Source organism: Pseudomonas sp. GW823-FHT03E05 (genome assembly GCF_058796855.1).
In genome coordinates, this window is record NZ_JBXAJB010000002.1 from 612668 (window position 1) to 626990 (window position 14323).

11 protein-coding genes are annotated in these 14323 nt (G+C 61.7%); 1 reads left to right on the plus strand and 10 read right to left on the minus strand.

Going from position 1 to position 14323, the window contains the following annotated elements; all coding sequences use genetic code 11:
• Positions 1 to 45 precede the first annotated feature (45 nt).
• Complete coding sequence (locus AC1RCO_RS10595; RefSeq protein WP_011059546.1) at positions 46 to 945, plus strand: LysR substrate-binding domain-containing protein; 900 nt, start codon at positions 46 to 48, stop codon at positions 943 to 945.
• 117 nt (positions 946 to 1062) lie between these two features.
• On the opposite strand, the gene ispD is transcribed toward AC1RCO_RS10595, so the two are convergent.
• The 10 genes from ispD to lpxB all read right to left on the minus strand — a co-directional run bounded on the left by ispD (position 1063) and on the right by lpxB (position 14322).
• Positions 1063 to 1770, minus strand: a complete 708-nt coding sequence (ispD, locus tag AC1RCO_RS10600; RefSeq protein WP_492617688.1) for a 2-C-methyl-D-erythritol 4-phosphate cytidylyltransferase — start codon at positions 1768 to 1770, stop codon at positions 1063 to 1065.
• Complete coding sequence (gene ftsB, locus AC1RCO_RS10605; RefSeq protein ID WP_011059544.1) at positions 1767 to 2045, minus strand: cell division protein FtsB; 279 nt, start codon at positions 2043 to 2045, stop codon at positions 1767 to 1769. Before ftsB ends, ispD begins: the two co-directional genes overlap by 4 nt.
• 172 nt (positions 2046 to 2217) lie before the next feature.
• Positions 2218 to 3507 carry a phosphopyruvate hydratase gene (eno, locus tag AC1RCO_RS10610; protein ID WP_492617689.1) on the minus strand — a complete coding sequence of 430 codons (1290 nt, stop codon included), beginning with the start codon at positions 3505 to 3507 and terminating at the stop codon, positions 2218 to 2220.
• Positions 3508 to 3662: 155 nt separating this feature from the next.
• A complete protein-coding gene (gene kdsA / locus AC1RCO_RS10615) occupies positions 3663 to 4508 on the minus strand; it encodes a 3-deoxy-8-phosphooctulonate synthase (protein WP_011059542.1) in 846 nt (281 codons plus the stop codon).
• A 5-nt stretch (positions 4509 to 4513) separates the two neighbouring features.
• Positions 4514 to 6145 (minus strand): CTP synthase, encoded by a 1632-nt coding sequence (pyrG, locus tag AC1RCO_RS10620; RefSeq protein WP_011059541.1) that lies wholly within the window; start codon positions 6143 to 6145, stop codon positions 4514 to 4516.
• Positions 6146 to 6419: 274 nt separating this feature from the next.
• A complete protein-coding gene (gene tilS, locus AC1RCO_RS10625; RefSeq protein WP_492617690.1) occupies positions 6420 to 7736 on the minus strand; it encodes a tRNA lysidine(34) synthetase TilS in 1317 nt (438 codons plus the stop codon).
• 133 nt (positions 7737 to 7869) lie between these two features.
• A complete protein-coding gene (locus tag AC1RCO_RS10630; protein ID WP_011059539.1) occupies positions 7870 to 8817 on the minus strand; it encodes an acetyl-CoA carboxylase carboxyltransferase subunit alpha in 948 nt (315 codons plus the stop codon).
• A gap of 139 nt (positions 8818 to 8956) precedes the next feature.
• Positions 8957 to 12478 carry a DNA polymerase III subunit alpha gene (gene dnaE, locus AC1RCO_RS10635; protein WP_053156549.1) on the minus strand — a complete coding sequence of 1174 codons (3522 nt, stop codon included), beginning with the start codon at positions 12476 to 12478 and terminating at the stop codon, positions 8957 to 8959.
• Between the two features lie 69 nt (positions 12479 to 12547).
• Positions 12548 to 13180, minus strand: a complete 633-nt coding sequence (rnhB, locus tag AC1RCO_RS10640; RefSeq protein WP_015634336.1) for a ribonuclease HII — start codon at positions 13178 to 13180, stop codon at positions 12548 to 12550.
• 17 nt (positions 13181 to 13197) lie between these two features.
• The gene (gene lpxB, locus AC1RCO_RS10645) at positions 13198 to 14322 is read right to left on the minus strand and encodes a lipid-A-disaccharide synthase (RefSeq protein ID WP_015634335.1); all 1125 of its coding nucleotides are present in this window, start codon (positions 14320 to 14322) and stop codon (positions 13198 to 13200) included.
• Between the last annotated feature and the right edge of the window lies 1 nt (position 14323).

Consider the following 14323-nt stretch of genomic DNA (forward strand, 5'->3'; position numbering starts at 1 on the left):
TAATCCAGGCAAAAGCAAAACATTATTGCTGTATGGGGACAATCAATGAATGACAACCGTTGGGAAGGTATCGACGAATTTGTCGCGGTCGCCGAATGCAGCCAGTTCACCGCTGCCGCCGAGCGCCTGGGGGTCTCTTCGTCCCATATCAGCCGTCAGGTGGCACGGCTTGAGGAGCGCTTGCAGACTCGCCTGCTGTATCGCAGTACCCGCCGGGTAACCCTGACCGAGGCCGGGCAGACCTTTCTCCAGCATTGCCAACGTCTGCAGGATGGTCGCGAGGAGGCCCTGCGGGCCGTAGGCGACCTGACCAGCGAGCCCAAGGGCATGCTGCGCATGACCTGTGCAGTGGCCTACGGCGAGCGCTTTATCGTGCCGCTGGTTACCCGGTTCATGAGCCTTTATCCGCAGTTGCGGGTGGATATAGAGCTCAGCAACCGCCCCCTGGACCTGGTGCATGAAGGGCTGGACCTGGCGATTCGCTTGGGGCGCCTGCAGGACTCGCGCCTGGTCGCCACTCGCCTGGCCCCACGCCGCATGTACCTATGCGCCTCGCCCTCCTACCTGGAACGTTATGGACGCCCACACAGCCTGTCGGAGTTGAGCCGGCACAACTGCCTGATCGGCAGCTCGGATATCTGGCAATTGGAACTGGATGGGCGCGAATTTTCGCAACGGGTGCAGGGTAATTGGCGCTGCAACAGCGGGCAGGCGGTGCTGGACGCGGCCTTGCAAGGGGTGGGGCTGTGCCAGTTGCCGGACTACTACGTCCTGGAGCACTTGCAGAACGGTACGCTGATTTCCTTGCTGGAAGCTCACCAACCGCCCAACACCGCAGTCTGGGCGCTGTACCCGCAGCAACGGCACCTGTCACCGAAAGTGCGCAAGCTGGTGGATTATCTGAAACAAGGGCTGGCGCAGCGCCCGGAATACCGCGACCTGTAGCTGCTGCCGCAGGCGGTGACAAGGCCCGCAGGGCCTTCAGGGCCTCAAGAGCGGCGCCTCCTTCCGAGTCGTTCGCAGCCTGCACCAGCAGCTACAAGGTGCAGCGCAAGCCAGCAGTCAGCGGCGGTTGGACCAGCGCTGGCGCAACCATTCCAGGTCTTCGGGACGGGTGACCTTGAGGTTATCCGAGCGGCCTTCGATCAGGCGCGGCGCCTGGCCGGCCCATTCCATCGCCGAAGCTTCATCGGTAATCGCCACATCGGCCACCAGGCTGTCGGCCAGGGCACGATGCAGGGCACCGAGGCGGAACATCTGCGGTGTGTAGGCTTGCCAGATCAAACTGCGGTCAACGGTTTCCAGCACTCGACCGTGCTTGTCCACACGTTTCAGGGTGTCCCGGGCCGGAACTGCGAGCAGCCCCCCCACCGGGTCATCCACCAACTCACCCAGCAGTTTGTCCAGGTCATCCCGGGAAAGATTGGGCCGGGCGGCATCGTGAACCAGCACCCAGTCGTCATCGGCAGCGCCCTGGGCGTGCAGATGGAGCAAGGCATTGAGCACCGAGCCGGAACGCTCAGCACCACCTTCGACCCGCTGGATCCGCGAATCATGGGCGCAAGCCAGGGCCGGCCAGTAAGGATCATCAACCGCCAGGCTGACCACCAGCCCCTTGAGGCCGGGGTGGTCGAGAAAGCAGCCCAGGCTGTGTTCAAGAATTGTGAGTCCACCCAGTTGCAGGTACTGCTTGGGGCGGTCCGCGGCCATGCGGGCACCAACGCCCGCGGCAGGAATCACGGCCCAGAAGGCCGGCAATACGTCGCTCATTGGGCCAACTGGTAGAGGGTTTCACCCTCCTTGACCATACCCAACTCATGGCGAGCCCGTTCTTCCACGGTCTCCATGCCTTTTTTCAGCTCCATGACTTCCGCATCGAGTACGCGATTTCGTTCCAGCAAACGCTCGTTTTCAGCGTGCTGGTCGGCAATCTGCTGAGTCAGGTCAGCAACCTGGGCCAAGCTGCCGTTCCCCACCCACAGGCGGTACTGCAAGCCAGCCAGCAGCAAGAGCAAGACCAGGAACAACCAATTGGGACTGCGCATCGAATATCGGGTATCCAGTGAAAAAAGACAGCCATGCCAACAACTTCGGACCTACTGATAGCACGAAGCCTGGAAGACCCAGGCTTGTGCTCTTAAGGCATCAGATTAGTGGCAAAAAACTCGCTGTAGCGATTTTCCCGACACAATCCGGTGTCTTTTTACCATCTACTGCTTAGCCGCGAAACTCACCGCGACCGTTGTACTTGGCCTTGCCGTTCAATTGCTCTTCGATACGCAGCAATTGGTTGTACTTGGAAACGCGGTCGGAACGGCACAGGGAGCCGGTCTTGATCTGGCCAGCCGAGGTACCCACGGCCAGGTCGGCGATGGTCGAATCTTCGGTTTCACCGGAACGGTGGGAGATCACCGCAGTGTAGCCGGCAGCCTTGGCCATCTGGATGGCTTCCAGGGTTTCGGTCAGGGTGCCGATCTGGTTGAACTTGATCAGGATCGAGTTGGCGATCCTCTTGTCGATGCCTTCTTTCAGGATCTTGGTGTTGGTCACGAACAGGTCGTCGCCGACCAGTTGAACCTTCTCGCCGATCTTGTCGGTAAGGATTTTCCAGCCGGCCCAGTCGGACTCGTCCAGGCCGTCTTCGATGGAGATGATCGGGTAGCGCTGGGTCAGGCCTTTGAGGTACTCGGCGAAACCTTCGGCGGTGAACACCTGGCCTTCGCCGGACAGGTTGTACTTGCCATCTTCATAGAATTCGCTGGCAGCGCAGTCCAGGGCCAGGGTCACGTCGGTGCCCAGGGTGTAACCGGCGTTGGCCACGGCTTCGGAGATCACTTTCAGAGCGTCTTCGTTGGAAGCCAGGTTCGGTGCAAAACCGCCTTCGTCACCCACTGCGGTGTTCAGGCCACGGGCCTTCAGCACGGCTTTGAGGTGATGGAAGATTTCGGTGCCCATGCGCAGGCCTTCCGAGAAGGACTTGGCGCCAACCGGCTGCACCATGAACTCCTGGATGTCGACGTTGTTATCGGCGTGCTCGCCACCGTTGATGATGTTCATCATCGGTACCGGCATCGAGTAGACGCCCGGAGTGCCATTGAGGTTGGCGATGTGGGCGTACAGCGGCAGGTCCTGGTCCTGAGCGGCGGCCTTGGCAGCAGCCAGGGACACGGCGAGGATCGCGTTGGCGCCCAAGGTGGCCTTGTTCTCGGTACCGTCGAGCTTGATCATGGCCTGATCCAGGGCCTTCTGATCGATCGGGTCCTTACCCAGCAGCAGGTCGCGGATCGGACCGTTGATGTTGGCTACCGCCTTGAGCACGCCCTTGCCCAGGTAACGGCTCTTGTCGCCATCACGCAGCTCCAGCGCTTCGCGCGAGCCGGTGGAAGCACCGGACGGCGCGCATGCACTGCCGATGATGCCGTTGTCGAGAAGCACGTCCGCTTCGACAGTGGGGTTGCCACGGGAGTCGAGAACTTCACGACCTTTGATGTCGACGATTTTTGCCATTGTTGTAAACACTCCAAAGTTGACGAAAACGACGCAGCTGTAGGAAATCTTTTACCGTCGGCAAGGCGGGGAAAGCGGGCAGTCTTGCAGACGATAAGGCTCAGGCCCGGGGGCCTGAGCAATAATCGTGCGGTACTTTACCGGAGAAATCGGTTTTACGCGGTTTCTACCGTCGGAAAACTCTTGACCAACTCGTCCAGGGCCTTGAGCTGGGCCAGGAACGGCTCGAGCTTGTCCAGGCGCAGGGCGCAAGGACCGTCGCACTTGGCGTTGTCCGGATCCGGATGGGCTTCGAGGAACAGCCCGGCAAGAGACTGGCTCATGCCGGCCTTGGCCAGGTCGGTGACCTGGGCCCGGCGACCGCCAGCGGAGTCGGCGCGACCACCCGGCATCTGCAGGGCGTGGGTCACATCGAAGAACACCGGGTATTCGAACTGCTTCATGATGCCGAAGCCGAGCATGTCCACGACCAGGTTGTTGTAGCCGAAGCTGGAACCGCGCTCGCAGAGGATCAACTGATCGTTGCCCGCCTCTTCGCACTTGCTCAGGATGTGTTTCATTTCCTGGGGTGCGAGGAACTGGGCTTTCTTGATGTTGATCACCGCGCCGGTCTTGGCCATGGCCACCACCAGGTCGGTCTGCCGCGAAAGGAAGGCCGGCAGCTGGATGATGTCGCAGACTTCGGCGACCACGGCAGCCTGGGCCGGCTCGTGGACGTCAGTGATGATCGGCACGCCAAAGGCCTGCTTCACGTCTTCGAAAATCCGCATGCCTTCTTCCAGGCCCGGGCCACGGTAGGAGGTCACCGACGAACGGTTGGCCTTGTCGAAACTGGCCTTGAACACGTAGGGGATACCGAGCTTCTCGGTGACCCGCACGTATTCTTCACAGACCTGCATCGCCATGTCGCGGCTTTCCAGCACGTTCATGCCGCCGAACAGCACCATCGGCTTGTCGTTGGCGATCTCGATGTTGCCTACGCGGATGATCTTCTGCGCCATCAGGGTCACGCCTTCTTCTGGTGTTGAGCCAATGCTGCTTTGACGAAACCGCTGAACAGTGGGTGGCCGTCACGGGGAGTCGAGGTGAACTCGGGGTGGAACTGGCAAGCGACGAACCATGGATGATCCTGGGCCTCGACCACTTCAACCAGCGCGCCGTCACCCGAGCGACCGGAGATCTTCAGGCCAGCTTCGATCAGTTGCGGCAGCAGCTTGTTGTTCACTTCGTAGCGGTGACGGTGACGCTCGATGATCACGTCCTTGGCGTAGCAGTCGTGGACCTTGGAGCCCGCTTCCAGCAAGCATTCCTGAGCGCCCAGACGCATGGTGCCGCCCAGGTCGGAAGCTTCGGTACGTACTTCAACGGCACCGGTGGCGTCTTCCCACTCGGTGATCAGGCCGACGACCGGATGGCCGCTGGTGCGATCGAACTCGGTGGAGTTGGCGTCTTTCCAGCCCATGACATTACGGGCGAACTCGATGACCGCCACTTGCATGCCCAGGCAGATACCCAGGTACGGCACCTTGTTCTCGCGAGCGTATTGCACCGCGGTGATCTTGCCTTCCACGCCACGCAGGCCGAAACCGCCTGGAACCAGGATCGCGTCGACGCCTTCCAGCAGCGCGGTGCCCTGGTTCTCGATGTCTTCGGAATCGATGTAGCGCAGGTTGACCTTGGTACGGTTGGTAATGCCGGCATGACTCATCGCTTCGATCAGCGACTTGTAGGCGTCCAGCAGTTCCATGTACTTGCCGACCATGGCGATGGTGACTTCGTGCTCTGGGTTGAGCTTGGCGTCCACCACTTTTTCCCACTCGGACAGGTCAGCACCGTTGCACTGCAGGCCGAAACGCTCGACGACGAAATCGTCCAGGCCCTGAGCGTGCAGCACGGCAGGGATCTTGTAGATGGTGTCAACGTCTTCCAGGGAGATCACCGCACGCTCTTCAACGTTGGTGAACAGCGCGATCTTGCGGCGCGACGACACATCCACCGGATGGTCGGAGCGGCAGATCAGCACGTCCGGCTGCAAGCCGATCGAACGCAGCTCTTTTACCGAGTGCTGGGTCGGCTTGGTCTTGGTCTCGCCAGCGGTGGCGATGTACGGAACCAGCGTCAGGTGCATCAGCATCGCGCGCTTGGAACCGACTTCCACACGCAGTTGACGGATGGCTTCGAGGAACGGTTGCGACTCGATGTCACCCACAGTACCGCCGATTTCCACCAGGGCCACGTCGGCATCGCCGGCGCCCTTGATGATGCGACGCTTGATCTCGTCGGTGATGTGCGGAATCACCTGGATGGTGGCACCCAGATAATCACCACGGCGCTCCTTGCGCAGCACGTGCTCGTACACGCGGCCGGTGGTGAAGTTGTTGTTCTGGGTCATGGTCGTGCGGATGAACCGCTCGTAGTGGCCCAGGTCCAGGTCGGTCTCGGCGCCGTCGTGGGTGACGAACACTTCACCGTGCTGGAACGGGCTCATGGTGCCCGGGTCGACGTTGATGTACGGGTCCAGCTTGAGCATGGTGACCTTAAGCCCCCGCGCCTCCAGGATGGCCGCCAATGAAGCCGAGGCAATGCCTTTCCCCAATGAAGAAACAACACCGCCCGTGACGAATATGTAGCGCGTCATGAAAAACCCTAGAAGTCTGCGTTAAAGCGGTCAGTGCCGCCGGGGAAAGCGAAGGAAGGCCGAAGCCCCCGATCACCTGCATTAATCACAGTGCACCTTTCAAAAAAACCGCCGCGTGGTGACAGACCGGATACAAAAACACCGGTAGGTTGCTCGCTACACATTTTTTGGAATCGCCCAGCAAAGACTGCTTGGTAATCGGCAACTCCTGCAATTCAGGCGAATCCACAGAAGTTGTATCAAGAAGGGAGCGTAGTCTACCGGAAAGCCCCTTTCAGCTCAAACCTTGATCGCTGGTTGGTGGCAGCCATTGCAATGGCCAGCCACCCTGGGGGTTTGTCGCAAGTGCCGGCAGGTTCGCCACCGCGAGCAAGCGGTCGTCCTGATACAGCAGCGGCAATCTGCCACGGACGAAACCCGGCAGCCCGCTTTCATTGAGCAAACGCTTCAAGTCCCGATGGCCGCGGCCGGCCAGGTGCATGATCTCGCCCCCCTGGCGATAGCGGATATGCAGCGACCCGGTCGGCACTGGCCCAGGGAACGACACCTGACCGTTGCCCGGCAGATGCAAGGGCTTTTGCGGATCGAGCCACTGCAACCGTCCGTCGACCGGTTGCAGCCAGCTGCCGGACAACCACCAGACTCGCCCTGCCGCACGATGCAACTCGCCATCGGCCAAACGCCACACCGGTCGCCCTTCGGCACCCGCATCTCGCAGGCTGTCCCAGCCACGCCAGTGATCGGTATCCGGCAAACGGCCAAACCGGCTCAACCAATGGCTCAGGGCATTGCGTTGGCGCGCGCCCGACAAAGACTGCAAAGGTGCCAGAGCCAGTGAGGGCAGATCCAGCCAGGGCCAGACGCTAGCACCGCGGGCTGCATCCAGATCCATGAGCGCCAGCTCATCGAGCAGGCCCTGGGCTTCATTCAAGTGCGCGGCGCTGCGGCTCATGCTGAGTGCCGCCTGGGGCCAGCGCGCGGTAATCGCCGGCATGACCTGGTGGCGCAGGTAATTGCGCGAATACTGATGATCGGCGTTGGATGGGTCTTCGACCCAGCTCAACTGATGCTCCACGGCGTAGCACTGCAGTTCGGCACGTGACACATCAAGCAAGGGTCGCAGCAGGTGCCCGTCGCCCAATGGCCGCGCTGACGGCATTGCCGACAAGCCCCTGACTCCGGCACCGCGCAGCAGGCGGAACAGCAGCGTTTCCGCCTGGTCGTCACGATGCTGCGCCGTCAGCAGCACTTCAGTGCTCGCCGTGAGCCGTGCGAAAGCGCCATAGCGTGCCTCGCGGGCGGCGCGCTCCAGGCTGGCACCGGCTGGCACCTGGACGCGAAGCACCTGCAGCGGCACCCCCAGCGCATCACAGAAGGCCTGACAATGCTCCGGCCAGGCGTCGGCCGCAGCCTGAAGCCCATGATGGATATGCACAGCCGAAAGTGGAGGAAGGCGATGGTGCTGCGCCAGATCGGCGAGCAGATGCAACAGGACGGTGGAATCCAGGCCACCGGAGAAAGCCACGCGCCAACTCCTGGAGTCGCGCCAGGGCGCGAGGCTGTACAGTAGTTTGGCGGAGAGAGCGTTCATGACGTGTTCAAGACCCGTAGGAGCGGCCGGGTGGCGTACTGCTTGCCCGCATAAGCAACAACGCCGCCATCGAATCGATGGCGGCGCCTGGGTCGCGAACGAGCGTGCCCCTACAAGGGGAGGCAGTGCTCGATCAGAGACCGTAGCTCATCAGGCGGTCATAGCGACGGGCCAGCAAGGTGTCGTTGTCCATTTCCTTGAGCATGGCCAGCTGCGTGCTGAGTTCGGCACGGATCGAGGCCGCTGCGGCAGCCGGATCCCGATGGGCACCGCCCAATGGCTCGCCGATGACCTTGTCGACAATACCCAGGCCTTTGAGGCGCTCGGCGGTAATACCCATGGCTTCGGCGGCATCGGCAGCCTTTTCCGAGGTTTTCCAAAGGATCGATGCGCAGCCTTCCGGCGAGATCACCGCGTAGGTGGAGTACTGCAGCATGTTCAACTGGTCACAGACACCGATGGCCAAGGCACCGCCAGAACCACCTTCACCGATCACGGTGGCGATGATCGGAGTCTTCAGGCGCGCCATGACTCGCAGGTTCCAGGCAATGGCCTCGCTCTGGTTGCGCTCTTCAGCGTCGATGCCCGGATAGGCGCCCGGAGTGTCGATGAAGGTCAGGATCGGCATCTTGAAGCGCTCGGCCATTTCCATCAGGCGGCAGGCCTTGCGGTAGCCTTCCGGACGCGGCATGCCGAAGTTGCGGCGGACCTTTTCGCGTACTTCACGGCCTTTCTGGTGCCCGATGATCATTACCGGCTGCTCGTCCAGGCGAGCAACGCCGCCTACGATGGCGGCGTCGTCAGAGAAGTGGCGATCGCCATGCAGCTCGTCGAACTCGGTGAAGATGTGCTGGATGTAGTCCAGGGTGTACGGGCGACGCGGGTGCCGCGCCAGACGTGCGATCTGCCAGCTGGTGAGCTTGCCGAAGATGTCCTCGGTCAGGGTGTTGCTCTTGTCCTGCAGGCGGGAAATCTCATCGCCGATATTCAGCGAATTGTCATTACCGACCAAGCGCAACTCTTCGATCTTGGCTTGCAGGTCGGCGATCGGCTGTTCGAAATCAAGAAAATTCGGGTTCATAGGCGTCCGTCTGGGCTCGACGTCCAAGGGAGCTTGGGCCGGCCGGTTGTCTATTCGCGCCCTACCTTAAGGGACGGACGCGTTGAGGTCGAGATTAAAAATTCAAGTGACGATGAGGCGCAATGATGGCACCTCACCGTCAACGGTATTGGAGGAAGACGTTGTCTCGCCCGAACTGGTCACGCAGGGCTTGAATCAAGCTGTCCGCCGGATCGATCCGCCAGTTCTCGCCAAACTGCAGCAGGGCCTTGGCGTCATCCCGGGTGTACTCCATGGTGATCGGGCATGCGCCGCGGTGGCGCTTGAACAGATCACCCAGCCAGCGTAGCTGATCGCCCTTCAGGGCATCGCTGTGGATCTTCAGGCGCAGGCTTTCCGCCAGGTTGGTCCGCGCATCCTCCATGCTCATCACCCGCTTGACCCGCAGGCGCAGGCCGCCGGAGAAGTCGTCGTTGCTGACCTCGCCCTCCACCACCACCATGGCGTCGGTCTGCAGCAGCGACTGCGCCGAGTGGAACGCATCGGCAAACAGCGAGGCTTCGATCCGCCCCGAGCGGTCGTCGAGGGTGATGAAGCCCATCTTGTCGCCCTTTTTATTCTTCATCACCCGCAGGGCGATGATCATGCCAGCCACGGTCTGGGTATCCCGGGCCGGCTTCAGGTCGATGATGCGCTGGCGGGCGAAACGACGGATCTCGCCTTCGTATTCGTCGATCGGGTGCCCGGTCAGGTACAGCCCCAGGGTGTCTTTCTCGCCTTTCAGGCGTTCCTTGAGGGTCAGTTCCTTGGCCTTGCGATGGTTGGCGTAGACATCCGCATCCTCATCGACGAAGACCCCGCCGAACAGATCGGCGTGGCCGCTGTCGTGGGTACGGGCGGTCTGCTCCGCGGCCTTGATCGCTTCTTCCATGGCCGCCAGCAGCACGGCGCGGTTCTGGTCGATATTGGCCTGGTAGGCCTTGGGCTCATCGAAGAAGTGCGGCCCCAGGCGGTCCAGGGCGCCGCTTCGAATCAAGCCGTCCAGGGTCCGCTTGTTGATGCGCTTGAGGTCGACCCTGGCGCAGAAATCGAACAGATCCTTGAAAGGGCCTGCCTCGCGGGCTTCGGTGATGGCTTCCACCGGCCCCTCGCCGACGCCCTTGATCGCCCCCAGGCCGTAGACGATGCGACCTTCGTCGTTCACCGTGAACTTGAACTCGGAGGTGTTCACGTCCGGCGCGTCGAGGCGCAACTTCATGATCCGCACTTCCTCGATCAAGGTCACGACCTTGTCGGTGTTGTGCATATCCGCGGAGAGTACCGCCGCCATGAACGGCGCCGGGTAGTGCGCCTTGAGCCAGGCGGTCTGGTACGACACCAGGCCGTAGGCGGCGGAGTGGGATTTGTTGAAGCCGTAGCCGGCGAACTTTTCCACCAGGTCGAAGATGTTGCCCGCCAGGTCTGCATCGATGTTGTTGCTGGCGCACCCCTCAATGAAGCCGCCACGCTGCTTGGCCATCTCCTCGGGCTTTTTCTTACCCATGGCCCGGCGCAGCATGTCCGCACCGCCCAGGGTGTAGCCGGCCATGACCTGGGCGATCTGCATCACCTGTTCCTGGTACAGGATGATGCCGTAGGTCGGCGCCAGTACCGGCTGCAGGCCGTCGTACTGATAGTCCGGGTGCGGGTAGGCCAGCTCGGCGCGGCCGTGCTTGCGGTTGATGAAGTCATCCACCATGCCCGATTGCAGCGGCCCCGGACGGAACAGGGCCACCAGTGCGATCAGGTCTTCCAGGCAGTCGGGCTTGAGCTTCTTGATCAGCTCCTTCATGCCCCGGGATTCAAGCTGGAATACTGCGGTGGTTTCAGCTTTCTGCAACAGGCTGTAGGTCGGCTTGTCGTCCAGCGGGATAAAGGCGATATCCAGCGGCTCCTCGCCGACCTTGGCGCGGTCGCGGTTAATGGTTTTCAGTGCCCAGTCGATGATGGTCAGGGTCCGCAGACCGAGGAAGTCGAACTTCACCAGGCCAGCAGCCTCGACGTCATCCTTGTCGAACTGGGTCACCAGGCCGCCGCCCTCTTCGTCGCAGTAGATCGGCGAGAAGTCGGTGAGCTTGGTCGGAGCAATTACCACGCCCCCGGCGTGCTTGCCGACGTTGCGCACCACGCCCTCGAGCTTGCGCGCCATCTCCCAGATTTCCGCCGCCTCTTCATCGACCTTGATGAAGTCCCGCAGGATCTCCTCTTGCTCGTAGGCTTTTTCCAGGGTCATGCCGACTTCGAAGGGGATCATCTTCGACAGACGGTCGGCCAGGCCGTAAGACTTGCCCTGGACCCGCGCCACGTCACGCACCACCGCCTTGGCCGCCATGGAACCGAAGGTGATGATCTGGCTCACCGCGTTGCGGCCGTATTTCTCGGCCACGTAGTCGATCACCCGGTCGCGACCGTCCATGCAGAAGTCGACGTCGAAGTCGGGCATGGAGACCCGCTCCGGGTTAAGGAAACGTTCGAACAGCAGGTCGTATTCCAGCGGATCGAGGTCAGTGATCTTCTGCACATAGGCCACCAGGGAACCGGCACCCGACCCCCGGCCCGGACCTACCGGTACGCCGTTGCTCTTGGCCCACTGGATAAAGTCCATAACGATCAGGAAGTAACCGGGGAAGCCCATCTGGATGATGATATCCAGTTCGAAATTCAGCCGGTCGACGTAGACCTGACGCTTGGCCTCGTAGTCCTCGGTGGTGTCCTTGGGCAGCAGCACGCTGAGGCGCTCTTCCAGGCCGTCGAAGGAAACCTTGCGAAAATACTCATCGATGGTCATGCCATCGGGAATCGGGTAGTCAGGCAAGAAGTGCTTGCCCAGCTTGACCTCGATGTTGCAGCGTTTGGCGATCTCGACAGTGTTTTCCAGCGCCTCGGGCAGGTCACTGAACAGCTCGGCCATTTCTTCGGCGCTTTTCAGGTACTGCTGGTCGCTGTAGTTCTTTGAGCGACGCGGATCGTCCAGGGCCCGGCCTTCACCGATGCAAACCCGGGTTTCGTGGGCTTCGAAGTCTTCCTGCTTGATGAAACGCACGTCGTTGGTAGCCACCAGCGGCGCGCCGATCTTGTCGGCCAGGGCCACCGCAGCGTGCAATTGCTCTTCGTCGTTGGGGCGGTTGGTACGCTGCACTTCCAGGTAGAAGCGCTCGGGGAATACGGCCATCCACTCCCGGGCCAGGGTCTCGGCAACCTCGAGATCGCCGGCGATCAGGGCCATGCCGATCTCGCCCTCCTTGGCCGCCGAGAGCATGATCAGGCCTTCCGCGGCCTCCGCCACCCACTCACGCTCGATGATGATCTGGCCGTTGCGCTGGCCATCGATGAAGCCGCGGGAAATCAGCTCGGTCAGGTTGCGATAACCCACGGCGTTCATCACCAGCAGGCTGATGCGGCTCAGGGGGTTATCCGGGTCCTTGTTCGACAGCCACAGGTCGGCGCCGCAGATCGGCTTGATCCCCGCCCCCATGCTGGTTTTATAGAACTTGACCAGGGAACACATGTTGTTCTGGTCGGTGACCGCCACCGCCGGCATGCCCATGCCGGCCAGCGCCTTGACCAGCGGCTTGATCCGCACCAGACCGTCGACCAGGGAATATTCAGTGTGCAGGCGCAGGTGAACGAATGAAGCCGGCATAGTGATCCTGTATTAAGCGCGAAAACAACAAGGCCCGGATTGTACCGGGCCTCGACTAAAACATCAGCCTCAGGACTGAATCTCGCCCAGCGCCTCGCGGGCTTCGTAGGCTTGCCGCACCGGAGCGAAAGAGCGCCGGTGAATCGGTGTCGGCCCCAGGCGGGCCAGGGCCTCCAGATGCACCGGGGTCGGGTAGCCCTTGTGGCCACCGATGCCATATCCCGGATAGATCAGCTCGAAAGCGGCCATTTCTCGGTCACGGCTGACCTTGGCCAGGATCGATGCCGCGGCAATCGCCGGAACCTTGCTATCGCCCTTGACCACCGCTTCAGCCGGCATCGCCAGCTTCGGGCAACGGTTGCCATCGATCATCGCCAGCTTCGGGGTCACACTCAGCCCCTCCACCGCGCGCTGCATGGCCAACATGGTGGCATGGAGGATATTCAGCTCGTCGATTTCCTCGACCTCAGCCCGGGCGATGCACCAGCTCAGGGCTTTCTCGCAGATTTCGTCGAACAGCTTCTCGCGCCGGGCTTCGGTGAGCTTCTTCGAGTCGTTGAGGCCGAGAATCGGCCGCGTCGGGTCGAGAATCACTGCCGCGGTGACCACTGCACCACACAAAGGGCCACGGCCGACCTCATCGACCCCGGCCACCAGGTCCTCGGCGTCCGCCACCAGGGTGAAATCCAGGCCCATTTGCATTTTCGGGTTACTCACAGTCATTTGCCGATCAGCCCAAGCACGGCTTGCGCGGCCTGGTTGGATGCGTCGCGACGCAAGGTTCGGTGGATCTCGTCAAAGCCGCGAGTCTGCTCTTCACCACCTTCGATCAACGGCGACAAGGTCTGGGCCAGAGCATCGGCCGTGGCATCGTCCTGCAGCAGCTCAGGCACCAGGAGGCGCTGGGCCAGCAGGTTCGGCAGGGAAATGTACGGGCTCTTGACCATGCGCTTGAGAATCCAGAAGGTCAGCGGCGCCAGGCGATAAGCCACGACCATCGGGCGCTTGTAGAGCAAGGCTTCCAGGGTCGCGGTACCGGAGGCGATCAACACCGCATCGCAAGCAGCCAGCGCCTTGTGGGACTGGCCATCGAGCAACGTCAGTGGCAGATCACGATTGGCCAGCAACTGCTCCAGCTGGACCCGCCGCTCCGGGCTGGCGCAAGGCATGATGAAACGCACGCCGGGGCGCATGGCCCGCAGGCGCTGAGCGGCATCGAGGAACAAGGCACCCAGGCGCCCTACTTCGCCACCGCGACTACCGGGCATCAAGGCCACCAACGGCCCTTCTGGCAACCCCAGCTCCGCGCGTGCAGCGGCTCGGTCGGCCTCCAGCGGAATGGCATCGGCCAGAGAGTGACCGACGAACTTCACCGGTACCCCCTTCTCTTCATAGAAGCGGGCTTCGAAGGGGAACAGGGTCAGCATCAGGTCGCAGCCTTCGCGGATCTTCAGCACCCGCTTCTGCCGCCAGGCCCAGACCGAAGGGCTGACGTAGTGCACGGTCTTGATCCCGGCCTGACGCAGCTTGAGTTCGATATTCAGGGTGAAATCCGGGGCATCGATACCGATAAACACATCCGGCTTTTCAGCAATCAGGGTCTGGATCAGCTTCTTGCGTCGAGCCAGCAGCTCACGCAGGCGCCCAAGCACCTCTACCAGCCCCATGACCGCCAGGCGCTCCATGGGGAAGTAGGAAACAAGGCCTTCGGCCTCCATCAGCGGACCACCGACCCCTATGAATTCGACGGCCGGGTGCTGAGCCTTGAGAGCTCGCATCAAACCGGCGCCGAGAATGTCGCCGGAGGCTTCGCCAGCCACCAGCGCAATACGCAGAGTGCTCATG